General features: G+C 50.9%; 19 protein-coding genes. 14 read left to right on the forward strand and 5 right to left on the reverse strand.

Annotated features, from left to right (window positions below; genetic code table 11):
* Nucleotides 1-441 precede the first annotated feature (441 nt).
* Together A9165_RS06810 and A9165_RS06815 are read left to right on the forward strand one after the other, a co-directional pair.
* A complete protein-coding gene (locus tag A9165_RS06810) occupies nt 442-1,377 on the forward strand; it encodes a D-2-hydroxyacid dehydrogenase (protein WP_008609244.1) in 936 nt (311 codons plus the stop codon).
* A 139-nt stretch (nt 1,378-1,516) separates the two neighbouring features.
* Nucleotides 1,517-3,553, forward strand: a complete 2,037-nt coding sequence (locus A9165_RS06815; RefSeq protein ID WP_065955369.1) for a tetratricopeptide repeat protein — start codon at nt 1,517-1,519, stop codon at nt 3,551-3,553.
* On the opposite strand, the gene A9165_RS06820 is transcribed toward A9165_RS06815, so the two are convergent.
* The 3 genes from A9165_RS06820 to A9165_RS06830 form a co-directional block, all read right to left on the reverse strand.
* A complete protein-coding gene (locus A9165_RS06820; RefSeq protein ID WP_065955370.1) occupies nt 3,544-4,374 on the reverse strand; it encodes an RluA family pseudouridine synthase in 831 nt (276 codons plus the stop codon). The genes A9165_RS06815 and A9165_RS06820 overlap by 10 nt on opposite strands.
* Before the next feature lie 32 nt (nt 4,375-4,406).
* Nucleotides 4,407-5,435 (reverse strand): hypothetical protein, encoded by a 1,029-nt coding sequence (locus A9165_RS06825; protein WP_255365667.1) that lies wholly within the window; start codon nt 5,433-5,435, stop codon nt 4,407-4,409.
* A 90-nt stretch (nt 5,436-5,525) separates the two neighbouring features.
* Complete coding sequence (locus A9165_RS06830) at nt 5,526-6,917, reverse strand: PhoH family protein (protein ID WP_008609248.1); 1,392 nt, start codon at nt 6,915-6,917, stop codon at nt 5,526-5,528.
* Nucleotides 6,918-7,146: 229 nt separating this feature from the next.
* Here A9165_RS06830 and rapA point away from each other — a divergent pair, with 229 nt between their 5' ends.
* The 5 genes from rapA to A9165_RS06855 all read left to right on the forward strand — a co-directional run bounded on the left by rapA (nt 7,147) and on the right by A9165_RS06855 (nt 13,261).
* Nucleotides 7,147-10,050, forward strand: coding sequence for an RNA polymerase-associated protein RapA (rapA, locus tag A9165_RS06835; protein WP_065955372.1), 2,904 nt, complete (start codon nt 7,147-7,149; stop codon nt 10,048-10,050).
* Nucleotide 10,051: 1 nt separating this feature from the next.
* Nucleotides 10,052-10,699, forward strand: coding sequence for an RluA family pseudouridine synthase (locus A9165_RS06840; RefSeq protein ID WP_065955373.1), 648 nt, complete (start codon nt 10,052-10,054; stop codon nt 10,697-10,699).
* Nucleotides 10,700-10,862: 163 nt separating this feature from the next.
* Entirely contained in the window at nt 10,863-11,936 is a 1,074-nt protein-coding gene (locus A9165_RS06845) for an OmpA family protein (RefSeq protein WP_065955374.1), read from the forward strand.
* Nucleotides 11,937-12,073: 137 nt separating this feature from the next.
* Nucleotides 12,074-12,409, forward strand: a complete 336-nt coding sequence (locus A9165_RS06850; RefSeq protein ID WP_083216235.1) for a hypothetical protein — start codon at nt 12,074-12,076, stop codon at nt 12,407-12,409.
* Nucleotides 12,410-12,703: 294 nt separating this feature from the next.
* Nucleotides 12,704-13,261 carry a DUF3530 family protein gene (locus A9165_RS06855; protein ID WP_065955375.1) on the forward strand — a complete coding sequence of 186 codons (558 nt, stop codon included), beginning with the start codon at nt 12,704-12,706 and terminating at the stop codon, nt 13,259-13,261.
* 5 nt (nt 13,262-13,266) lie between these two features.
* Here the strand turns inward: A9165_RS06855 and djlA are convergent, their stop codons facing one another.
* Nucleotides 13,267-14,049, reverse strand: a complete 783-nt coding sequence (gene djlA / locus A9165_RS06860; protein WP_065955376.1) for a co-chaperone DjlA — start codon at nt 14,047-14,049, stop codon at nt 13,267-13,269.
* A gap of 160 nt (nt 14,050-14,209) precedes the next feature.
* Between djlA and A9165_RS06865 the strand changes: the two genes are divergently transcribed.
* The 7 genes from A9165_RS06865 (at nt 14,210) to A9165_RS06895 (ending at nt 22,849) form a co-directional block, all read left to right on the forward strand.
* Nucleotides 14,210-16,474 carry an LPS-assembly protein LptD gene (locus A9165_RS06865; protein ID WP_065955377.1) on the forward strand — a complete coding sequence of 755 codons (2,265 nt, stop codon included), beginning with the start codon at nt 14,210-14,212 and terminating at the stop codon, nt 16,472-16,474.
* 11 nt (nt 16,475-16,485) lie between these two features.
* A complete protein-coding gene (surA, locus tag A9165_RS06870) occupies nt 16,486-17,775 on the forward strand; it encodes a peptidylprolyl isomerase SurA (RefSeq protein WP_065955378.1) in 1,290 nt (429 codons plus the stop codon).
* Complete coding sequence (gene pdxA, locus A9165_RS06875; RefSeq protein WP_176714599.1) at nt 17,772-18,770, forward strand: 4-hydroxythreonine-4-phosphate dehydrogenase PdxA; 999 nt, start codon at nt 17,772-17,774, stop codon at nt 18,768-18,770. The genes surA and pdxA overlap by 4 nt, the downstream gene beginning before the upstream one ends.
* The gene (rsmA, locus tag A9165_RS06880) at nt 18,763-19,581 is read left to right on the forward strand and encodes a 16S rRNA (adenine(1518)-N(6)/adenine(1519)-N(6))-dimethyltransferase RsmA (RefSeq protein WP_008951015.1); all 819 of its coding nucleotides are present in this window, start codon (nt 18,763-18,765) and stop codon (nt 19,579-19,581) included. The genes pdxA and rsmA overlap by 8 nt, the downstream gene beginning before the upstream one ends.
* A complete protein-coding gene (gene apaG, locus A9165_RS06885) occupies nt 19,571-19,948 on the forward strand; it encodes a Co2+/Mg2+ efflux protein ApaG (RefSeq protein ID WP_008609261.1) in 378 nt (125 codons plus the stop codon). Before rsmA ends, apaG begins: the two co-directional genes overlap by 11 nt.
* Nucleotides 19,948-20,754 carry a symmetrical bis(5'-nucleosyl)-tetraphosphatase gene (locus tag A9165_RS06890; RefSeq protein ID WP_008609262.1) on the forward strand — a complete coding sequence of 269 codons (807 nt, stop codon included), beginning with the start codon at nt 19,948-19,950 and terminating at the stop codon, nt 20,752-20,754. Before apaG ends, A9165_RS06890 begins: the two co-directional genes overlap by 1 nt.
* 85 nt (nt 20,755-20,839) lie before the next feature.
* On the forward strand, nt 20,840-22,849 hold the full coding sequence (locus A9165_RS06895) for a methyl-accepting chemotaxis protein (RefSeq protein ID WP_008609263.1): 2,010 nt from the start codon (nt 20,840-20,842) through the stop codon (nt 22,847-22,849).
* A gap of 115 nt (nt 22,850-22,964) precedes the next feature.
* Here the strand turns inward: A9165_RS06895 and folA are convergent, their stop codons facing one another.
* The gene (gene folA, locus A9165_RS06900) at nt 22,965-23,453 is read right to left on the reverse strand and encodes a type 3 dihydrofolate reductase (protein WP_169313978.1); all 489 of its coding nucleotides are present in this window, start codon (nt 23,451-23,453) and stop codon (nt 22,965-22,967) included.
* Between the last annotated feature and the right edge of the window lies 1 nt (nt 23,454).

The raw sequence follows: 23,454 nt of genomic DNA on the forward strand, positions 1-23,454 counted from the left end.
ACCATTATGGCCTGTTGAACTTAACCGACTTTCTTAGCATAAATGTAACAAAAAGTATGTTTGTGCAGCAGCTAGAGCACCATGTAGTTTAAAAAGTCGACACCAACGAGCGCCAAAAAGTGCGCAGGCAAGGCAAGTTTTTAAAGGTTTAGTGGGTCTAAATCGAGAAAACTTAACGCAGCATGCGCGCTTTATGGCCTCGCCCTTCGGGAAGGCCTGAAAAAACCTCACTCTGCGTTCTGATTGCTCGAAAGAGCGCCACTATTCCTTCGCAATCACGCCTTGATTGAGGTTTTTTCAGGCATTCTGGTGCGCACTTTTTAAACTACATGGAGCTCTCAGCCGGCTGTTCGACGATAGTCTTAGTAATATCAGCTGCATTAGCCCCTTAGCTATGCTAAAACAGCTTTTTCTGAAACGGCGCCAGGAACTCTAAAGCCTATGCGTTACCAAATCGTATTTGCCGATGCCGCTACTCTGGGCGATGCCGATTTATCGGCTTTGCACCTTGCTAACTGTCAGCTTCAGGTCTATGCCCACAGCAGCGCCGACGAGCTGCCGGCACGGCTGCAAGATGCCGACATCGCTATCGTCAATAAATGCCGCCTAGACGCGGCGCTGATTGCCAAACTGCCACGCCTGAAAGCTATTATGGTGGCGGCAACCGGTATGGATAATATTGATCTACAGGCGGCCAGGACGGCAGGAATTCAGGTGTTTAATGTTACCGATTATGCCGGCACGGCTGTGCCACAGCATGTCTTCGCCTTGCTGCTAGCACTGAGTAATCAGCTTTTCAGTTACAGCACAGCGGTACAACGTGGCGACTGGAGTCGTAGCCAGAGTTTCTGTTTGCTGGATTACCCCATCTTTGAACTGGCCGGCAAAACTATGGTGATTGTCGGCTATGGTGTCTTGGGTCAGGCAACGGCTGCCTTAGCCAGGGCCTTTGGTATGAAGGTATTGATCGCCGAGCGGCCCTCTGCCACAGAGATCCGCCCCGGCCGCCTGGCATTTGGCGCGGCACTGGCAGAGGCAGATATTGTCTCCCTGCACTGCCCTTTGACCGCTGATACCCGGCATATGATTAATAAGAACAGTCTGGCAGGGTTAAAAACCGGCGCTGTGCTGATCAATACGGCGCGCGGTGCGCTGATTGAGCCTAATGCGCTGCTTGAGGCCTTAAAAACCGGGCAGGTCGGCGCGGCTGCACTTGACGTTCTTAGCACTGAACCGCCCCCGGCCTCGGATCCGCTGCTAAATTGCAAGCTACCCAATTTGTTAATCACGCCCCATATTGGCTGGGCCAGTCGTGAGGCGCGAACCAGAATGGTGTTAAAGATTGCCGACAATATTCAAGGTTTTCTCGAACGCTGAGTCAGCCGCTAAAAACTGTTATAATAATTAGCTGTTTTAGTAATAAGATACTACCCGGCAGAACGGATGCTCTGCCCAACATCAGCAAAGAGTGCCACTTGCATTGGATGCGCCGGGGCGATAAAAATAAGAGCTTTCTATGCGTTTTCTTTATGTTTTTTTGTTGGCGGTTGGAATAAGTCTGCCAGTGCAGGCTGCTAACCTGACAGAGCGGCTGAGTGAAGTAGACAAAAGTAAAGCTGCTGCCGAACAATTTATTTCCAGTCTGCAAAACCAGGCACTAACGACCTTAACTGCCGAAGACTATCTGGTGTTGTCAGTCAGTTATCAGACAGTCAATAACAGGGATGCTGCCCTGGATGCGGCCAGTAAGGCGGAGCAACTGGCTACTACCCCTTATTTACAGGCGTTAAGCCTGTTTCATAAAGCACAAATTCACGGCATTTATTTTCAGAATGCTGAGATGGCTCTTCAGCAGCTACTGGCTGCCGAACAACTGCTGCTTAACAGCGACGAGCAACCCAGCCTGCGCCTGCTGAATGATGTACTACGCAGTTTCGCTTCTGCCTATAATCTGCTTGGACAGTTAGCTACGGGTTTGGAGTATGCGGAGCGTAGTCTGGCACTGGCACGACAACTGGGTGAGCCGTCGCGGGAGCTAACCTCACTGATTATCAGTGGCCGGCTGGCATTGCAGGATAATCAATATCAGCGCGCCTTTTACTACTTACAGCAAGGTTTGACGCTGGCCAATCAGCTACAGGATTTTGAAAGTCTGGCTTCAATCCACTTCAGGCTGGGAATGGCGTTTCGTAAGTTGGATTTGCACCAGGATGCGCTGGAACATTTTCAGCAGGCAGCAGAGCGCTACCGCGCTTTGGATCTGCAATCTAATTATACCCATGCGTTGATTTATCTGGCTGAAACCTATCTGGAAGAGCCAGTACAGGCGGAGCAAGCGCAACTGTTGTTGGAAGAAGCACGACACATCGCCGAGCAGCAGCAAAACTTACTGCGCATTGCGATGGTCAACTACAGCCTGGCCCGCACCGCCTTGGTACAGCAACAATTGGCACCCGCCGAACAATTATATCAACTGGCGTTGCAGCAATTCCGCCAAATAAACTCTGCGACCTATCTCCAGGAAATTACGCTGGCATTAGCGCGGCTCTATATCCAGCAGCAGCGTTATCCGGAAGCAGAGCAATTGCTGGCCGACATCGCGCCAGATATTAATGCCGCGGCAACTTACCTTAAGCTACGCTTCTACAACAATAAATCCGACCTGGCTGCTGCGCGCCAGCAGTGGCAGACAGCTTATCTGGCGCAGCAGCAGGCGATGCAGTTAGCACAGCAAGAGCAAAGCGAACAATTAAGAAGCACTATGGCCCAGCTGAAAGGGGGCTTAACCGATAACAACCAGGTGAGCCAGCAGTCAGCTGAGCTGAAGCAACTGCAACTACAACTCGCCGCCGCCGAATCCAGACAGGTTCTACTGCAGTTATTGTTAGTCGGACTGATTTTTACTGCTTTCGTGATCTGGCAATTATACCGTCGGCAATTACCGGTAGCCACGACAACGCCTGCGCCGGAATTGGCACCAAAACAGTGGAGCCAGTTCCGTGAAAAAGTAAAACAGACCAATCAACGTACTGCACCACACTTAATAGTATTACTGCCGCGTAATCGCACCCTGCTGCAACAAAAATATGGCAGACGTTCCGTCAGCGAGTTGCTGGAACAAGTACGTCAGCAACTTAACCTGCCGGAAGTTACCGCCAGTTTTAGTGGCAGTGAAATGCTGTGGCTATGTTGCGACGATGAGCAGAAATTGCCGCAACTACAACAACAGGCGATTGCGCTGTTGGAACAAAAGCTGACTGAGCTTGGCGCCAATCCTGAATTACTGACCCTGAACTTGCCACTGCAGGACCTGCTTGGCGAGCACTGGCAAAAAGAGGATCTGAATGGTCTGGCAGAGCTGGTCTGGCTCTGCTGGTATCTGGCCGGGCAACAGTTAAACTCTGGTTCCTTGTGGCAACTGGTTGTCTACAGCAGCCATCCCCGGCCCTGTGAATGGCAGGCAGACAATTTGCGTGCCGATATATTAAATGCGCTGAAACTGGGTGAATTAACACTGCAGTTAAACGGCAATCAGCTGTCGTTTCAACTCTGAACTAATGACGCTGGCAGCAGGAATTGCTGTTGGCGTCGTTTAAGGGGGCAGAAAAACGCCAACTCTACCGCCTGCAGCGCCAGGCCTGTGGTGCTTTTGTTTTGCCGGCCATATTGCGGATCGCCCATCACCGGGCAGTTTATAGCAGCGAAGTGTCGACGGATCTGATGCTTGCGACCACTTATCAGTATTACCTCTAGCAAACTGGTATCGGTTAAACTGCAATACTCCAGCAAACTAAAACGACTTTCTGATGCCTTGCCATCCAGCGGCAGTGCAATCCTACCCTGACTCAGCACGTCAGCAGGCAAAGCGCCCTTTACCCGTACCCGGTACTTTTTGATAATAGCCCGCTCAGCGATGAGTTTGCTCAGGGCCGCTGCGGCCTGTTTATTATGTGCCAGCAAGACTAAACCACTGGCTTCACGATCAAGACGGTGCAGCAGGAACACGGGGCGGGCGGGTGTAAAGTGTTGCTCGGCAAAGCGCAATAAGCTGAGATGATCGCCCCATTCATTACCTTGCGACAACATACCGGCAGGCTTAAACCAGACACTATAGGCCTTTTCATCAGCCAGCAGCTGCGCCGCAGCACAATCCCGGCTTAAAATTTCACTGTCATAGTGCAGCGCCAGCCGATCACCGGCTTTCAGCATAAACTGGGCGCGTCTTAGTCGTTTTACCGGCTTGGCAATTAACTGCACGGCGCCCTTGTTCATCGCATCTTTTAATCGACCTTTCGGCAACTCCGGCACTGCCGTACTGAGTAGCTCTATGGCGGTGACGGGGGCTGTAGCGGTGATCTCTCGGCTTAATTTCATCGGTTCTTTGTCACCGCAACGGCGGTGTTCCCTTATGGTTTCAGACGATTGATCTTATCAAAAAGCTCTTCCCAGCCGCGAGGAATATGCCGCACCCCACCCTGATCGCGTAATAAACGCTCGATATGAATCGTCAGCCGCTTTACTGGTTGCAAGGTTTTCTGGCGGTAGCGATACAAAAAGGCCCACAACGCCAGCGACAGCACCAGCAAATAACCCAACCAGAAGGTCAGTAATGCTAGCAGTCCGGCACCGAACAAACTTTGCCGCTGCTCCAGCATAACCAGGGACAGAGGTTGCTTTCCGATCCGCTGCAACTGCAATACACGTTGCTCCAGGTCGCGCAATGGCGTCTGGCCATTACCTAATAATTTGCCATGCTCGTCCAACAGGAAAAAATCGGTTCCAGGCAACAGCTTCTGAAAAGGCTCAAGCAAAACGGCTGAGTCAATGACAAAGATCAACCAACCGCCATGCCCATCGGCAAAGCGTAAACGGCGGCTTAGCAAAATTTTGTTCGTTTCCAGGTGGCTCAAACCGGCTTGCTCGGCAACCGGTACCTTACGCTGCTGCTCAAGCCAGGGCTGTAAAGTCTGGATTTGCAGTAGCGAGAGCTGTTGCGGCGTTAAATACACTAAATCCTGATCCGACCAATACAGCACGCGATCCAACCATGGGTACAGGGTTCTGGCGGTATTCAGCGCTGCTTCAGAACGGCTTAAAAAATGCAGTTCGTTATTGGATAGGCGCTGTGCCGAGCGCAAACTTGCTATATCAGGTGTTTGGCCGTCAAGGGTATAAAGGGGGGAATTAAATACGGATAGCAAGTCCGCTTGTTCCAACAACGCCTGTTGCTGCATGCTGTCAGCAAACTTTTGTAAAGGTAATAACTGCGCATCCAAATGCAGCGCCTTAATGGCCAGGCGCTGACTCTGCAACTCCATTCGCTGCTCCAGTGTCAGCAAGAAATGCACTGTTGCCGCAGCAAAACTTAATAGCAACACAAAAAACGCACCCAGACGCCGGGTGCGTTGATATTCAGAAAGGATCGGGTTCTGCATCGGCTGTCCTTGCAGCAGCATTTAACTCAGCTGAACATACTACGTTTTGGCGCAGAGTTAAATACCACGGGCCATCTGGCCCGATTCTGCCTACAGATTAGCCTCGGCAAAGGACGCCAGCCGGCTACGAACCACCCCGTTCAGATTAATGGTAGTACTGCCCTCAAAGTTCTTAAAACGTTCGACAATATAGGTTAGCCCTGAGGTCACCGCGGTCAGATAGTTGCTGTCAATTTGCGACAGGTTACCGGAGCAGATTAACTTGGTGCCCTCGCCGCAACGGGTAATAATAGTTTTTAACTGCGCAGCACTGAGATTCTGGCATTCGTCGAGGATCACTATCGCATTTTGAATGCTGCGGCCGCGCATAAAGTTAACCGACTTAAACTGGATATTGGCTTTCTCCATAATGTAATTCACGCTGGCGTGCGGATGCTCATCGGTTTTGTGCAGCACTTCCAGCGAATCGGTGATGGCCGCCAGCCAAGGCGCCATTTTTTCCTCTTCTGAGCCGGGTAAAAACCCAATCGACTCAGCAATTTCCGGAGTATTACGGGTGACGATGACCTTATCGTACATGCCTTTCTCAATCACCAGCTCTAACGCAGCGGCAAGGGCTATCAGGGTTTTACCGCAACCGGCGGGGCCAGTCAGGATCACCAGATCCATCTGTGGATCCAACAGCGCCTGTAACGCCATTGCCTGATAGATATTTTTCGGATGAATACCCCAGGCATGGCGGTGCATCATACGTTCCACACCATAATCCGCAATCTTCAGCTCTGTCTCAGTGATCGCCAGCACCTTGCCGGCAAAGGTTTCTGCTTCATCAATCAGATATTCATTTACATAAGCATTCGGTAGTACCTTGCGGCTGATATAGTGCACGACCTCGCGCCCCTCATTGACGGTACGGCATTCGCCAACCTGTGACCAGAACTCGCCGCTAAACTTGTAATAGCCTTTATACAGAAATCTGACATCGTCAATTAACTGGTCAGTGCGGTAATCTTCGACCAGCTTCAACCCGGCGCCCTTGGCCTTTAGCCGCATATTGATGTCTTTTGTCACTAATATGACTTTGACCGGACTCTTTTCGCGCTGTAAATAAAGGGCAGTATTAATAATCAGGTGATCGTTTTCACCACCGGGTAAGCCCGGAATTTCATCTTTCAAATGGTGGTCGTTAATAATAAAGATATGTCCGCTGGGTCTTTCATCACTGCGGGCCGGTAAGGCCACACCGTGCAACATCTGTTCGGGTGATGCATCTTTCAGCACATCCTCCAGCGCCCGGATCGCCACCCTGGCATCACGGCTAACGTCCTTATGCCGATCTTTAATATGATCCAGCTCCTCCAGTACGGTCATCGGGATTACAACATCATGTTCTTCGAAGTTCAGAAAAGCGAAAGGTTCGTGCAGCAGAATATTGGTATCAAGGACGTAGATCTTCTTCTCTTTCGATTTTTTCCGCGCCATAGGCACTGCTCCTTTTTGTTTTCACCCACAGATTTTTGCATCCTATTAGTTCAGCATAGTGCATCCATCTCAGACTGCTATACTGAGTGACAGTTTTTTTAAACTGTCCTGTGACTACCTTGCGACATTCAGATGACAGAAAAATGACCGCAGCAGCTTGTTTTGCTGATGCATCAGAGCGTTTTTCGCTGTACCATGACGCCCCATTTTTAGACTGCCAGGATTACGTATGAGATTTGCACTGGGCCAGCGTTGGATTAGCGACGCGGAATCAGATTTAGGGTTAGGAACCGTTATCGCAATTGAAGGACGGATGCTAACGTTATTGTTTCCGGCCAGTGGCGAAACACGGCTCTATGCCCAGCAAGAAGCTCCGCTAACCCGCGTTACCTTTAATGTTGGCGACCAGATTAAAAGTGCAGAAGGCTTCAGTATTCTGGTGCAGGAGTTAAGCGAGCAACAACAGCTGCTCAGCTATCATGGCGTGCGCACCGATAACGGTGAGCCGGTGGTGTTGCGCGAAACTTTTCTCGATCACTTTCTCAGTTTTAATAAGCCGCAGGACCGCCTGTTCGCGGGTCAGATCGACCGCTTTGAGTACTTTCCACTACGTTTCCAAAGCTGGCAGATGCAGCAACAACTGCAGCAAAGCCCACTGCGTGGCCTGGCCGGTGGCCGGGTGAGTTTGATCCCGCACCAACTGTATATCGCCAGCGAAGTTTCCCAGCGTCACGCACCACGGGTGTTATTGGCTGACGAGGTCGGCCTGGGTAAAACTATCGAAGCGGGCCTGATCCTGCATCAACAATTACTGACCGGGCTAGCCAGCCGGGTACTGATCGTGGTACCGGAATCGCTACAACATCAGTGGCTGGTTGAAATGTGGCGCCGTTTTAATCTGCGCTTTTCGATCTTTGATGAAGAACGTTGCCAGCAAGCACAATTAGATGCTGATAATCCCTTTGATACTGAGCAACTGGTGTTATGTAGCCTGGAGTTTCTAACAAAAAAGAAAAGTTGGCATGAACAGGCAGTAGGTAGTCACTGGGATATTCTGGTGGTCGATGAGGCACATCATCTGCAGTGGCAACCTGAGGCGGCAAGCACGGAATATCAGCGCATTGAGGCACTGGCGCAGGATACGGCCGGCCTGATTCTGCTTACTGCGACACCTGATCAGCTTGGTCATCAGAGCCACTTCGCCCGTTTGCGCCTGCTTGATCCTGACCGTTTTTATGATTATCAGGTGTTTTTAGAGCAAGAGCAGACGTATCAACATATTGCCGCCCTGGCGCGCCGCTTGATGCAAACAACGGACCCTGATGCCGAATTAGTGACAGAGCTGAGACAACTGTTAGCTGACAATGAAAGTCGCAAGCTAGTTGAACAGTTAAGCCAGCAGCCTGAGACGATGCCTGCGATCAAAGAGGCATTGCTGAAACAATTACTGGACCGTCACGGCACAGGCCGCATCCTGTTCCGTAACAGCCGTGCCGGTATTAAAGGCTTTCCAAAACGCCATGCGGTTCCGGCGCCGCTCAGCTTGCCTGCCCAGTATGAAAATGCATTAAAGGTGTTTCAGAATTTGCAGCAGGACGCACCACTGCTACACCGGGTGCAGGCACAACTCTTTCCCGAACAGGTATTTCAGGATTTTGAGGGTTCGAGCAGCCAGTGGTGGCAATTCGATCCCAGAGTCAGCTACTTGCTGGATCTGTTAAAACAACATCGGCCGGCGAAGTCTCTGGTGATTTGTAGCAAAGCAGCCACCGCCATAGCGCTAGAGGAGGCGTTACGCACCCTGGCCGGAGTAAGAGCCGCTGTGTTTCACGAAGGCATGAGCATTCTGGAGCGTGATAAAGCCGCGGCCTACTTTGCGCAGGAAGAATACAGCGCCCAGGTACTGCTATGCTCAGAGATCGGTAGTGAGGGCAGGAATTTCCAGTTTGCGCATCATCTGGTGCTGTTCGATTTACCACTGAATCCGGATCTGCTGGAACAGCGTATCGGTCGCCTGGACCGGATCGGGCAGCAACAGGATATCCAGATCCACTTACCCTATTTTGCCGGCACCGCGCAGCAATTGCTATTTGACTGGTATCAGCAAGGCTTGGATGCCTTCGCCCAAACCTGCCAGAGCGGACGAATTATTTTTGAACAACAACAGCAACAGCTGTTGCAACTGCTTGCCTCGGCGGCCTGTCAGTCTGAATCGGTTCTGGCTTTTATCAGCGACACCGCAAGCCTGGCAGCCCGGTTACGACAGCAACTGGAGCAAGGACGTGATCAGCTACTTGAACTTAACTCCGCTGGCGGTAGCAAAGCAATCGAGTTAGCGACAGCAATCAGTCAGTTGGATCAGGATGTGCGGTTACCGATGCTGATGTTTAAAGCCTGGGACCTGCTGGGCGTCGCTCAGGAAGATCGCTCAGACACCAGCATTATCTTGCGCCCGTCGGAACAATTGCAGCTGAACTACCCCGGGTTGGACGATGAAGGCACTACCGTCACCTTTGACCGCTTAACGGCGCTGGCAGAGGAAGATATCCAGTTTCTAAGCTGGGATCACCCGATGGTCACCGGCACTTTGGATCTGCTAAGCAACGAGCACTTTGGCAATAGCTCTGTCGCCCTGCTACCGAACAAGGCGTTACCGGTCGGCAGCTTCTTTGTCGAACTGATTTTTATCGCTGAAGCCAGCGCACCGGCTATTTTGCAGCTTAACCGTTATCTGCCGCCAACGCCCATTCGCTTGCTGCTGGACAAAAGCGGTAAAGATCTGGCGGCAAAAGTGCCCTTTGATAACTTTAACCGTCAGCTAAAACCCGTAGGTCGGCAAACCGGAGCCAAATTGGTTAATGCGTTACAGAATCTGATCCATCCTTTACTGGCTGCGGCGGAGCAACAGGCAAACAGTCAACTGGCGGCACTCAAAGCTGAGGCTGTTAGCCAGTTACAACAGCAATTGACTGCCGCAATCCAACGTCTGCTGGCGCTGCAAAGCGTTAATCCACTGGTTCGGCCGGAAGAAATTCATCACCTGCAAGCACTGCGGCAGCAAGGCGAGGAATACCTTGCGAAGGCTCGTCTAAAACTAGATGCGATCCGGGTTATCGTAGTGAGCCACGACTAGTATGCTATTGGATTATCGCCCACCTCTGTCACCCTATCTGGACATTTTGTATCAGGATGACCAGTTAGTGGTGTTGAATAAACCCAGTGGCCTGCTCTCTGTGCCAGGCAAAGCTGCCGAGCATTTTGACAGCGTGCAGTACCGGGTACAGCGGGTCTGGCCACAGGCAAGTGTGGTGCACCGGCTGGATATGGCGACCTCAGGTCTGATGGTAATGGCACTGACCAAGGAGGCGCAGCGTGAACTCAACCGGCAATTTTCGGAACGGACGATCAAAAAACGCTACCTGGCAAGAGTAAGCGGTTGTATTACGGCAGATCGGGGAAGTATTGAGTTACCATTGATCTGCGACTGGCCGAACCGCCCTAAGCAAAAGGTCTGTTATCAATATGGGAAAGCCTCTCTGACCCACTTCCGGGTATTACAGCGCACTGTAGACAGCAGCCTGGTTGAGCTAGAGCCGGTAACCGGACGCTCACACCAGCTCAGAGTACACCTACAATTCCTTGGCCATCCGATCCTGGGCGATAAATTTTACAATCCGGATTTCCAGCAAATCGGGCGGCTGCAACTGCATGCCACCGAACTCTGCCTGGTGCACCCGGAAACAGCTGAAAACTTGACTTTTTTTGCAAAATGCCCGTTTTAAGCTAAAATTTAGAACTTTATTAACCTAACATTCAGTTTTACTGGTTAAGATGCCACTGTCGTAAAATTAAACGCTTAAATTTGTTCAAAACTAATAATACTGTCAAAACAATATGGTAAACTATTACAAGTTTGCTAAGTTGGATGAATCAAAGGAGAAACGGATGAAACTGAAAGCAACCGCCATTGCAGTTCTGGCTGCATTACCACTGCTGAGCGCACAGGCCTTTGCCAACGCTCCTTCAGCAAAGGACCTGGAAAAGAAAGTCTTCGGCTCATTATTCGGCGAAAGCTACTGGACTGATAACCGTAAAGGCCAATCAGCTGCATGGGATAACGTCGATAACGGTTGGGGCGTCGGTGTAGAAATTGGCTACCGCCTGAATGAAACTTGGGGCGTGCGTGCTGAGTATGCCCGCCAAAGTCTGGACTCATTAACGCAAAGTTCACGCGTTACCGGTGACCGCTTTGGTGTTGATGCAATGTATCACATCCCGAATTCAAATGTTTACCTGGTCGGTGGCTGGAAACACTTTGAACACAACATCGCATTTGACGCTCTGAACGTCGGTGTGGGTTACCGTTACTTCATCAACGAAAGCGTTGCCTTATTCGCTGAAGGTAACCGTTTCCGCGGTATTAGCCGTGGTCAGTGGAATGATGCCTCGATCAAGTTCGGCGCCAGCTGGATTTTCGGTGCGGCAGCAGCTCCTGCGCCAACTCCAGCGCCACAACCTGAGCCAGCTCCGGCCCCAGTAGTTGTAGACTCTGACGGTGACGGCGTGCCAGATAGCCGTGACAAGTGTCCGAATACACCAGCAGGTCAGAAAGTTGATGCTGATGGTTGTACCATCTACACCGAGAAAATGGACCGTGTTGGTGACGTAGATATCGAAGTTCGCTTCGCTTTCGACTCTGCCACTGTGTCGCCAGAAGGCCGCACTGAAGTTAACAAACTGGCAGCGTTCATGAAGCGTTTCCCAGAGTCAGTGGTTTTCATCGAAGGTCACGCCTCTAACATCGGTAAACCAGAATACAACATGCGCTTATCTGAGCGTCGTGCTAAAGCCATCGCTGACCTGTTAGTTGCTCAGGGCATCGAAAGCTCACGCATTACCTCAAAAGGCTTTGGTGTAACTCAGCCTCGCGTACCTGGTAACAGCCGTGAAGCTCATGCTGCTAACCAGCGCATCGAAGCTAAAGTAACTGCCAAAATCAAAGAGCCAGTGATGCGTTAATCGCCACTTAATGCTCAAAAAAGCCGCTGACAACAGCGGCTTTTTTATTTTCCGGGGTATTAGATAAAATTTCAGTTGCCGCGCCGGGCGAAGGCTGCTAATTTTTAGCTCGCTATACTAAGCTCCGGGAACGAGTAATGATGTCTTGTTTTGTCAAATTCTGTTTAACTGCCACCTTGCTGCTTGGTAGCACCACTCTGCTAGCTGAAACAGCCAACTCTGAGTCCTTAGTTCAACTGGAACAAGCTGCGCATGTTTGTAATGATGAGCAGGAAGCAAAACGACTGGCCGCCAATGACCACCTAAGAGAAATGGCCAAAGCGCTGGTTGAATTTAAAGCCACAAAGTATTGTTTTATTTTACAACCGTCGGTACTGGTCAGATTGTTGGAACACCACGGTAGCTATGTTAAATTCAGTCACGATAATAAAGTCCTTTATACCTTCAGTGAACACCTGCAAAGCGCGAATTAACCTCTGGTGACACATGTGGACCAGCTGCAGGCTATAATACTGCTAACGGCTTAAGTTTTAGCAGCCACGACCGATACCATATTATCTGGCTCTTCGGGTGTCACTATGCCAACATTTCGCGCTCTACAACTCTTTTGTTTACTATCCTTTGCCAGTCCTGCGTTAGCAAACTGGCAGGATGTGATACGCCAACACCCCGGCCTCGAACTCACAACATTAACCACCGCAGAAAACTCAATCCAAGTAGCCAGAGTCTCAGCCGTGCCCCTTCAAAGTAAAGGCACCGTAATTTTTATGCCCGCACAGCAGCGCCATTTGCTTAGTCCGCAGCTTTGGGGTTATTTGTTTAAGCACTTGCCTGCTTCCGGTTGGAACATTTTGGCGCTGCCTGAGCTGCAACAGCAGAGTACTGTGGACGCTGCGACAGCGCTGGCTGCAGATAAAGTTCAGCTGGCAGCGCGCTGGCAAGCTTTACAACAACTGACACCTTCAGGCCCACTAATCATAATAGTTCAGGGAGAAGCCGCTGGGGCCTGGCATGCCTTGATGATGGAACAGGACGAGCTGAATATCGCTGCGATAGTCAGTATCGGAGCCTACCTGAAAGATCCAGCACAACAGCGGCAGCTACAGCAACAAATGACTAACCTCAGAGTGCCCGTCCTGGATCTGCTTACAGGTGCCGATCATCTTTGGTCAGTTTCGGATAGCCAGCGCAGACAACAGCTAGCGCGAACACAGTACAATCCACTTTACCGGCAACGCTATTTACCGGAAATGCATTATCACTCCAGTCAACAAGAATGGTTGTTTAAAGAAATTTATGGCTGGCTCAGTAGTCTGGGGTTTTAGTCTCCTTAACCCGCTTTTACCCGCTGCTGCTTGATAAACTCGTATGCGGCCTGTATTTCCTGCGAGCGCTGCTTAGCAACTTCCAGCATCGCTGCAGGCACCCCTTGCGACACCAGTTTATCTGGATGATGCTGAGCCATCAGCTTACGGTACGCCCGCTTAAGCTCCAATTCGCTACACTCGGGACTGCAATCCAGCAACTGATAGGCAGCTGTTAAAGTAAGCCCATGTGAAGTGCCCGGCGATTGTTCCTGCCGCGACTGGTAAGAGCGTAATAATTGCTCTAATACCTGTTGCGAGATCTTAAGCTCTTCCGCGATAACGGTCAGTAGGCGCCGTTGCTCAGCCATAATTTTACCTTCGGCCCAAACCGTACCCAATTGTACTTCCAAAAACAATTGCAGCACCTCTGGCCGGGAGCGATAGCACTGATAAAAGGCCTCTAGCTGCTCCCGAAACGGGAAATTCACAACTTTACCGTCACGAAATGCTGCCTGCGCCTCGCGCTGCTGGCTGGCGGTTAATCCCAGCTGTTGCATAAAACGATTGGCTTGTGCAATGTGCGCTTGCGTTACCACGCCACGTGCTTTCGCCAGGTGGCCCATCACCGCAAAACTGCTGTACATAAACAGGTTTTGCTCGTCTTCAGGCTGTAGCCGCTGACGTATCTGCGCCCAACGTTTCAAAAACCATTGATCGGCAAGGTGTCCCAACAATACGCCAAGTACCAGCCCTGGCAGTTTTAGTAATGCCAGGCCGAATAAGGCACCCAATACTTTACCCCACACCTGAACTTCTCCGTCTTGATTTAACCTAAGCAGCTGTCCGGCCGGACAATCCCGACTTTCGCCTAGCGGCACTATATCGGATTAGCAGGATTTCTAAAATTGATTTATCATAGCAAACCCGCGCAACGCGGCACGGGTAAAGTATTTACGAGAAGAAGGCATGAAACAGGGTTTAAGTTTAGCAGGACTCATCTGGGCGGCGTTGCACGCCACACAGGCACAAGCTCAACAACCTGCCCCTGCCCTTTGTTATCAGCCATTGATTATACCAGAGGTCTTGCAATCGACGGTCGCAAGCGATAACAGCATACGCATTTTCTCTGATACTGTAGCATTACAGGATAATCAGCACGCTAACTTTTCCGGAAATGTTCAGATTGTTCAACGCGACACGCTATTACAGGCTCCTCAGGCACGGTATAGCGCCAGCAACCAACAACTGATCGCCGATGGCGGTATTGAATACTACAACAGTGACTTATATGTCAGTGGCAGCCGCTTTTCAGCCGACCTTGCCAACAATAGCGCCCAATTATCGGATGCCAGGTACCAATTTATCAGCCAGGCAGGTCGGGGAGAGGCAAAGGCATTAGTCGCTTCTGCTGAGCAATTGTATCTGCAACAGGCATTATTTACTACCTGCCCACAACAAGATGATAGTTGGGGGCTTTATGCCGAAGAAATTAATATTGCCGCCGACTCTGGCTGGGGTGAAGCTCATCATGCGGTATTCCGTATCAAGGATGTGCCGGTCTTCTATATCCCCTATCTGACCTTCCCGGTAGATGATCAGCGGAAAACCGGCTTGCTAATCCCCAAGGTCGGCAGCTCACAACGGGTTGGATTAGATTTAGAACTCCCCTATTACTTTAATCTGGCTCCGAACTATGACCTGACCCTGACCCCACGTTATATGAGCAAAAGAGGTACGCAGTTAAAGTCTGAGTTTCGCTATCTGACGGAAGCACATCAGGGGCAGATGCAGCTAGAGTATTTACATAGCGATAATGATAAGCCAACAGGTTTTGGGCAACGTTATCTGGGCCATCTTAGTCATCGGTCGGACTTTAGTGAACGGTGGCGCGGCTATGTTGATTTTACTGATGTCAGTGATGATGCCTATCTCACCGAACTAGGCTCTGATTTTAATAACCAAAGCGATACCCAGTTATATCGTGAAGCGAATCTTAGTTATTTCGGGGACAAAGTTCACTCTCAGTTGAAATTACAGGGTTTTGAGATCCTGGGAAATTACAACAGAGCCTATCATGCTGTGCCACAACTGAGCTTGGCATCAGCAAGTCCGTTGCAGCTAACCGATAATCTGCAGTGGTTATGGCAGGGGCAGTATGCGCATTTTCGTAATGCCGATGCGTTCTACACCGCTGCCGATCGGATCCATTTGGAACCGACAATCAGATTGCCCTTTATCACGCCCGCTTTTGAGCTAACTGCCGAAAGCAGCCTGCTATATACCTATTATCAACAACAAAGTGAGCAACAACTCAGCGCTGAGCAGGAAAAAATCAGCCGGACACTGCCCAAGGTTCGCCTGCATGCCAGAGTAAACTTTGAGCGAGAGTACGACTGGTTCGGCGAACAGGCACTGCAAACCTTTGAACCCCAGCTGCAGTATCTGTATATACCCTACCGCGATCAGAGCCAGATTGGTCTTTATGACACCACCCGCTTACAGGACGACTACTACGGTTTGTTCCGGCAGAATCGCTTTTCTGGCCAGGATCGCATTAACGAGGCTAATCAATTGACTGTGGGCTGGACTACCCGCTTTTACGACAATACTGATAATGAGTTGTTTCGCTTTAGTCTTGGCCAGATCTTCTTTCTGAAAGAACCGGAAGTGACTAACGATGTGCTGACCCAGGATCTGGTTTCAACCGAATCGATGCTCGCGTCGGAAATGATTTGGCATTGGTACCGCCGTTGGTACGTTAGCAGTGCATTACAATATGATATCGATAGCAAAAAGCTGATAAAAAGTAATGCCAGTTTAGACTACCGTGGTAGCGAGAATACCTTGTTGCAATTGAACCATCGTTACAGTCGGGCTGTCTCAGGTGTGGAAATCCAGCAACTGGGCTTATTTGGTGCTATCCCTCTGCAACAAAACTGGCAACTGATTGCCAGTTACTATCGGGATGTGACAAATCGTCGTATGATAGACGCTAATCTCGGACTGCAATATGAATCATGCTGTTGGGCTGTACGTCTTGTTGCCAGAAGGCAAGTACGAGCTGATCTGGAAAGTGGCATTACCGATTTAAATCAGTTCGCCCGTCTGGACAGTGGCTTTAGTCTGCAGTTTGTGTTCAAAGGTTTTGGCGATAAAGCAGGTTTTGGCGTTGCCGATATGTTGTCGAACGGCATTTTTAGCTATCGGCGCCCGTATTTATTAACAAATTAATGTAGGAACTTATGAAGTTACAACAACTTATCTGTGCATTCTTGCTTGGCGCCGCTAGCCTCACACTTTGTGCGGCTGAACGCGAAGTCGATCGGGTGGCTGCCATTGTAGATAATGGCGTGATTTTAAAAAGCGATATTGATGAGATTGTTGAACGGGTAAAACGCAATGCACAAGCTCAGGGCCAGACTCTGCCGTCTGAGCAGGCGCTGCGCACTCAGGCTACAGAGCGCTTGATTATGACCAGTCTACAGTTGCAGATGGCGCAGCGTATGGGGTTACAAATTTCCGATGCTCAATTGGACGATACCATCCGCAATATTGCTCAGGGCGAAAATATGACGCTGGAGCAATTCCGTCAGCGCGTCACCGCGGAAGAGGGTAATTATGAGCGCTTCCGGGAAAAGGTACGCGAAGAAATTATTACCAACGAGGTGCTACGGGCTAACGTACAACGCCGAATTTATATCAGCCCGCAAGAGGTCGATAACCTGCTGAAGCTGATGGAAGAACAGGGTGCCATTAATGAGCAGTACAAACTGGGACATATTCTGATTGCCATTCCGAGCCAGGCGACGACTGAGCAAATCAACGATGCGCGTGAGCGTGCCGAGCAGGTCATTAAGCTACTACGCGAAGGCAGTGATTTCCGCCGCATAGCTATTGCCTCTTCCAGTGCGGCTAATGCTCTGGAAGGTGGTGAACTGGACTGGATGGGTATTAACGAAATGCCCACTCTGTTCTCAGAGGCCATTCGTGGCCGTAAAAGAGGCGATTTGGCAGGGCCCCTACGCTCTGGTGCCGGCTTTCATATTCTGACCATTTTCGATATTCGTGGCGAAAACGTAACAGAATTACAGGAAGTTAAAGCCCGGCATATTCTGGTGAAACCTTCGATTATCGTCAGTGAAGAACGTGCTCGCGCTTTGCTGAATGATATCCTGCAAAAAGTTCAGGCTGGTGAAGCCGACTTTGCCGAGATGGCGAAACAGCATTCTGAAGATCCTGGCTCTAAGCTAAATGGTGGCGAACTCGGTTGGAGTGAACCTGATGTTTACGTACCTGCGTTCCGCGATACACTGAACCGGTTGCAGTTAAATGAAATCAGTGAGCCCTTCCGCACCGAACACGGCTGGCATATAGCCCAACTATTGGATCGCCGTACTGTAGACGCTACTGCAGATCGTAAGCGCGACCAGGTTTACCGGATGATCTTCAACCGCCGTTTCAACGAGGAATCCACCAGCTTCCTGCGCGAACTGCGTGATGAAGCCTATATTGAAGTTCTGGCTGACAACTGATGACCTTGCGCCTGGCAATAACCCCCGGTGAACCCGCCGGTATAGGTCCAGATCTGGTACTGGCGTTGGCACAACAGGCCTGGCCGGTTGAGTTGGTTGTTTGCGCTAACCTGCAGCTGCTGCGCGACCGCGCAAAGCAACTGGGTTTGCAGCTACAGTTTTTACCCTTTGATGCGGCAGTACCTGCGAAACCGCAGGCTGCGGGTACACTGACAGTACGGGATTTTCCGCTGGCCGCTGCCGTCGTTCCTGGCGAGCTCAATGCTGCCAATGGCAACTATGTTGTCGAGACCTTAACAGCAGCCGGCGCAATGGTGATCGCGGGAGAGGTCGCTGCCATCGTCACCGGACCAGTGCACAAAGGTATTATCAATCAAGCGGGTATTGCTTTTAGCGGCCATACCGAGTTCTTTGCCCAGCAATCCAACACCCCTTATGTGGTGATGATGCTGGCCACTGAAGGTTTAAGAGTGGCACTGGCTACCACCCATATTCCACTGGCCTATGTTGCCAAAGCCATTACCCGTGAACGTTTATTAAAAGTGCTGACCATTTTGCATCAGGATCTGCAGCAGAAATTTGGCATCCCTGAACCGAAAATTTATGTGTGCGGCTTAAATCCACACGCCGGTGAAGGTGGTCATCTGGGCCGCGAAGAAATTGATGTGATTATCCCGGCATTAAATGAGCTGCGCTCGACCGGGATGCAACTGTTCGGCCCGCTACCCGCCGATACCCTGTTTCAACCCAAATATCTGAACGATGCCGATGCCGTGTTGGCCATGTATCACGATCAGGGGTTACCGGTTCTGAAATACAAAGGCTTTGGCCGCTCAGTAAATATCAGCCTGGGCTTACCCCTGATCCGGACCTCTGTCGATCATGGCACCGCCCTGGATCTGGCTGGCAGCGGCAAAGCCGATCCTGGCAGCTTGTTTCATGCTGTCAGAGAAGCCATCCAACTGGCACAACGCACCCTGGATAATCATGACTGACAATATTCATCAGGGCCACCGCGCCCGCAAACGCTTTGGCCAAAACTTTTTACATGACCCTCAGGTCATTGGCAGAATCGTCAAAGCGATAGCACCGAAAAGCACAGATCTGCTGGTCGAAATTGGGCCAGGTCTGGGTGCGCTGACGGAACCGGTTGCTGAGGCGGCAGGAAAACTTACAGTGGTAGAGCTGGATCGCGATCTGGCTGAGCGTCTGCGCCAACACCCTACCCTTGCTGACAAACTGCAAATCTTTCAGGCTGATGCCATGAAGTTTGATTTTCGCCAGTTAATCCAGCCTGGGCAAAAGCTCAAAGTCTTTGGTAACCTGCCATACAATATTTCTACGCCTTTACTGTTTCATCTGTTTGAATTCGCGGATGAAATTGAAAACATGCACTTTATGCTACAAAAGGAAGTGGTAGATCGGATGACGGCCAGCCATGGGGGTAAGGACTATGGTCGCCTCAGTGTGATGACACAGTACTATTGCAAGGCACTGCCGGTCGTGCAGGTGGGGCCAGGCGCCTTTAAGCCGGCGCCGAAAGTTGATTCTGCCGTGGTACGCCTGATCCCTTTCCCCAAAGCCGAGCGGGCCGCCGTTGACCCGGCCATCCTAAACCGGGTTTGTCTGGAAGCCTTTAATCAGCGCCGTAAAACACTGCGTAATGGCTTCAGTAATTTCGCCACTGCTGAACAAATTGAAGCCCTGGGTATCAACCCGGGATTAAGACCCGAGCAACTACCAGTTACTGACTTTATCCGCGTTGCGCAGTGGCTGGCGACACAGGAAAAGACGGATGCAAGCTGAACATCAGGTCAAGGTTTCGGTAGACAGTTTTTATCTTGGCGCCCAGTCTGATCCTGCCGAACAACGTTATGTGTTTGCTTACTGTGTCAATATTACCAATCACAGCAGCCTGCCAGTGCAGCTGCTGCGACGCTACTGGCTGATCACCGATGGCAACGGTAAACAAACTGAGGTCGCCGGTGACGGGGTGATCGGGGTACAGCCGGAGCTGCAACCAGGTGAAACCTACAGCTATACCAGTGGTGCAGTATTAGAAACCCCTGTCGGCACTATGCAGGGTTACTACGAAATGATTGATGCTGCCAAACACCCGTTTCAGACCCCTATCCCGCTGTTCCGACTGGCCATGCCGCACGCGCTGAACTGATGGCCACCTACGTTATTGGCGATTTACAAGGTTGCTTTGAACCGCTGCAGCGCTTGCTGGCAGCGCTGAATTATCAGCCGGCGCAGGACAGCTTATGGTTCTGTGGAGATTTGATCGCCCGCGGTCCTGATTCCTTAGCCTGCCTGCGCTTTGTTAAGCAACTGGGCAGTGGCGCCCGGGTCGTACTGGGTAACCACGACCTGAACTTTATTGCCCACTATTATGGCTATGGCAAAATTAAAGCCGCCGATAAGCTGGAGGCGCTGCTGGCAGCGCCGGACTTAGCAGAACTGGTGCGTTGGCTATGTCAACAACCCTTATTACAACGCGGGCCAGAGGATACCTATTGGATGTTACATGCCGGCCTGGCCCCGGACTGGGACCTACCGACGGCAATTAGCGCCTGCGCCGACGTTTCCCGGCAGTTACAGCAAGATCCCGTGCCACTACTCGCAGCCATGTACGGTAACTTACCGGCACGCTGGGCAGATGCCCAAACTGAAGAGCAACGCTGGCGCTATACCATTAACGCCTGCACCCGGATGCGCTTTTGCCATCCCGACGGCGCACTAGAGCTATCCAGCAAGGCTGCGCCAGAAAATCAACCGGATTTGGTACCCTGGTACGAATTCTGGCGCAATAAACCTCATCCTGAGTTATTATTCGGCCACTGGGCCGCGCTCAACGGTCAAAGTCCGATAGCCGATATTCAGGCGCTGGACACAGGTTGTGTATGGGGAAATCTACTGACCGCCTATTGCGTTGAAAGCAGACAACGTTATAGTGTCAGAGCAGAACAACAATAATAGGTTAGGCTTGGCCACTCGGCCCCGTCTTTGCTGCATAAGACAGTACAGTCCGACCACATAATTCGATCAAACTGGAGTTGTTATGAAGTTGACCGTAAAACTAAGGGTAGTTGGCGGTTTCAGTGTGATAACCTTGCTGTTGCTGATTATTGGCTTTACCGCCTACTCGCAACTGAGCAGCATTAGTTCCTCTACCGCCGAAGTAAACAATGTTTCAATCCCGGCTTTAGAAAACAGTGCGTTAATGAAGAGCGAGTTTGTGCTGATGAGTAAAATCAGTCTGCAAGCCTTTAATGCACCGACCAACGAACAGATTAGCAGCCTGCGCGAGCAATTTGCTGCTGAACAACGCGCTTATTCGACCGCTGCCGCAGAGCTTAACAAAGCAGTACAGCAACAACAACGCCTGCGGGAAGCGACACAACCTGTTGCGGCAGCCTTTGACGCCTTTATCCCACTTTCGAATCAGTTATTTGATCAACTGGCACAAAACCTTCAGTTACAAAGCAGCATCGACAGCAAAATGGCCGAGCTGGAAGGGCATGCTGATGATATGGCGTCCTTACTGCTCGATTTTACTGACTTAAGCAATGTGCGCAACCGCTTTCCACGTGCTTATCAGGCTGCGACACAAATGGAGACCGGGATTAATAGTCTGATCAGCGTGGTAGTGGATTTGAACCGCACCAGCAATGACAATACCGCCAGTACTATCAATAATGATATTGCATTCCGGTTACAGGACTTAGAAACCCAGCTGCAAGTTATGCTGAGCGAGGCGTCACAGGTTGCCATGCCACAAGAGCTGGCCGATAAACTACAAGACGTAGCCCAGTTATTAGATGCCAGCCAAGGCATACCCGCCCTGAAAATGCAGTTTTTGCAGGGCAAAACCCGAGCGTCACAGCTGCTGCAACAAGCGGACGAACAAACCAGCATGGCGATCACCCGTCTGAATGCTTTATTGAACCAAAGCACCCGGGTAGCGGCAGAAATTCAGGAGCAAAGCCGTAGCAGTGTTAGCAATGCCGTCACCGCTATCTTTATCGTCATGCTGTTTTCTGTGCTGATCGCGGTCTTTATTGCCTACCGTACCGTGTTTGCGATTGTTAAGCCGCTGGAAAAAGTCAACGCCATGCTAAGTGTCGTTGCCTCTGGTGACCTGACACAGAAGCTGGATGACCGCAGCCAGGATGAATTTGGTGATCTGGCACGCAATATCAATAAGGTTAACCAGAGCCTGCAGCAACTGATCCAGGGTATTATCTCACGTTCAACCCAGCTGGCTGCGGCCTCAGAGCAAACCTCAGCTATCACGCTACAAACCACCCAGGCTATCCGCGAGCAGAAATCTCAGGTTACCCAGGCAGCAACCGCCACCACCGAGATGAGCAGTACCTCACAAGGTGTACTGCAAAGCTCGAATGATGCGCTTAACGAGATCAAAAATGCCGATAAAGAAGCCGAACGGGTTAAAGGCATTTCACTGGAAAACAAAGCCATCATTATCCAGCTGTCACGCGAAGTAGAGCAAGCATCGCAGGTGATCAACAAGCTGCATAAAGACAGCGCCTCTATTGGTAGCATCCTCGATGTGATCCGCGGCATTGCTGAGCAAACCAACCTGCTGGCATTAAACGCCGCCATTGAGGCCGCCCGGGCCGGTGAACAAGGCCGCGGCTTTGCCGTTGTGGCCGATGAAGTACGCTCACTGGCCAGCAAGACACAGGCTTCGACCCAGGAAATTCAGGCGATGATCCAGGCGCTGCAAAGCGGTGCTCATGCTGCGGTAGAAGCGATGAACAAAGGTAAGAAACAAGCCGAGGATTGTGTTGCCAAGACGGAAGTCGCCACCTCAGCACTGGATTCGATTACCCATGCTGTACATCTGGCTCACGACATGAGCGAACAGATTTCCAGTGCCGCCAAAGAGCAGCATCAGGTATCAGCTGAGATCAGCGGTTTGCTGGAGTCTATTGTGGCAATCGCCGAACAAACTGCTTCAGGTGCCGAACAAACCTCAGCCTCCAGCCATGAAGTGGCGAAGCTGGCGGAAGAGCTACGCCGTTCAGTCGATCAGTTTAAAGTGTAACCTGACTCAGACGCCAAAAAGGCCAGCGTGATGCTGGCCTTTTTTAATTTGCTGTTTTGCTATTTGACGGCTTGCTTGTTGCCTTAAACGTAGCTCAGTCACTACGCTGTAATGCCTACTGCCGTTCCAGGGTAATAAAACGATAACCCAGCGGATTCTCTGCGCTCTGTGGATGTTCCTCGCGCGCGATCTCCTGCCAGTTGCCCGCAGCACGGTAATCTGGGAAAAAGGCGTCTCCGGCGGTTTCAAGCGCGATTTCAGTCAGGTATAAGCGCTGGGCCAGCGGCAGACACTGCCGGTAAATCTCGGCACCGCCAATAATCATCACTTCCGGCTGTTCCGCCAATAAGGCTAACGCCTGCTCGATGCTACTGACCCACTCGACCGGGCTATCGGCAGGTGGCGTTTGCCGGCTGATAACGATATTACGCCGTCCTGGTAAGGGCCGGCCAATCGACTCAAAGGTCTTACGCCCCATTACCACCGGCTTACCGAGCGTGACTTTTTTAAAGTGTTGTAAATCAGCGGGTAAATGCCAGGGCATTTGGTTATTTAAACCAATCACCCGCTGCTGCGCCATCGCGGCGATCATCGAAATCCGCATC

It is taken from the genome of Alishewanella sp. HH-ZS, assembly GCF_001704375.1.
GTDB classification, from domain to species: Bacteria; Pseudomonadota; Gammaproteobacteria; order Enterobacterales; family Alteromonadaceae; genus Alishewanella; species Alishewanella aestuarii.

What these genes read in the sequence shown, in the direction of transcription:
- A9165_RS06855 (WP_065955375.1), top strand. Translation starts at nt 12,704, where the DNA reads ATGCCCGCACAGCAGCGCCATTTGCTTAGTCCGCAGCTTTGGGGTTAT.
- A9165_RS06815 (WP_065955369.1), top strand. Translation starts at nt 1,517, where the DNA reads ATGCGTTTTCTTTATGTTTTTTTGTTGGCGGTTGGAATAAGTCTGCCA.
- apaG (WP_008609261.1), top strand. Translation starts at nt 19,571, where the DNA reads ATGCAAGCTGAACATCAGGTCAAGGTTTCGGTAGACAGTTTTTATCTT.
- A9165_RS06830 (WP_008609248.1), bottom strand. Translation starts at nt 6,917, where the DNA reads ATGGCGCGGAAAAAATCGAAAGAGAAGAAGATCTACGTCCTTGATACC.
- A9165_RS06845 (WP_065955374.1), top strand. Translation starts at nt 10,863, where the DNA reads ATGAAACTGAAAGCAACCGCCATTGCAGTTCTGGCTGCATTACCACTG.
- A9165_RS06820 (WP_065955370.1), bottom strand. Translation starts at nt 4,374, where the DNA reads ATGAAATTAAGCCGAGAGATCACCGCTACAGCCCCCGTCACCGCCATA.
- A9165_RS06890 (WP_008609262.1), top strand. Translation starts at nt 19,948, where the DNA reads ATGGCCACCTACGTTATTGGCGATTTACAAGGTTGCTTTGAACCGCTG.
- A9165_RS06865 (WP_065955377.1), top strand. Translation starts at nt 14,210, where the DNA reads ATGAAACAGGGTTTAAGTTTAGCAGGACTCATCTGGGCGGCGTTGCAC.
- A9165_RS06895 (WP_008609263.1), top strand. Translation starts at nt 20,840, where the DNA reads ATGAAGTTGACCGTAAAACTAAGGGTAGTTGGCGGTTTCAGTGTGATA.
- A9165_RS06850 (WP_083216235.1), top strand. Translation starts at nt 12,074, where the DNA reads ATGATGTCTTGTTTTGTCAAATTCTGTTTAACTGCCACCTTGCTGCTT.
- folA (WP_169313978.1), bottom strand. Translation starts at nt 23,453, where the DNA reads ATGCGGATTTCGATGATCGCCGCGATGGCGCAGCAGCGGGTGATTGGT.
- rapA (WP_065955372.1), top strand. Translation starts at nt 7,147, where the DNA reads ATGAGATTTGCACTGGGCCAGCGTTGGATTAGCGACGCGGAATCAGAT.
- A9165_RS06810 (WP_008609244.1), top strand. Translation starts at nt 442, where the DNA reads ATGCGTTACCAAATCGTATTTGCCGATGCCGCTACTCTGGGCGATGCC.
- rsmA (WP_008951015.1), top strand. Translation starts at nt 18,763, where the DNA reads ATGACTGACAATATTCATCAGGGCCACCGCGCCCGCAAACGCTTTGGC.
- A9165_RS06825 (WP_255365667.1), bottom strand. Translation starts at nt 5,435, where the DNA reads ATGCAGAACCCGATCCTTTCTGAATATCAACGCACCCGGCGTCTGGGT.
- surA (WP_065955378.1), top strand. Translation starts at nt 16,486, where the DNA reads ATGAAGTTACAACAACTTATCTGTGCATTCTTGCTTGGCGCCGCTAGC.
- A9165_RS06840 (WP_065955373.1), top strand. Translation starts at nt 10,052, where the DNA reads ATGCTATTGGATTATCGCCCACCTCTGTCACCCTATCTGGACATTTTG.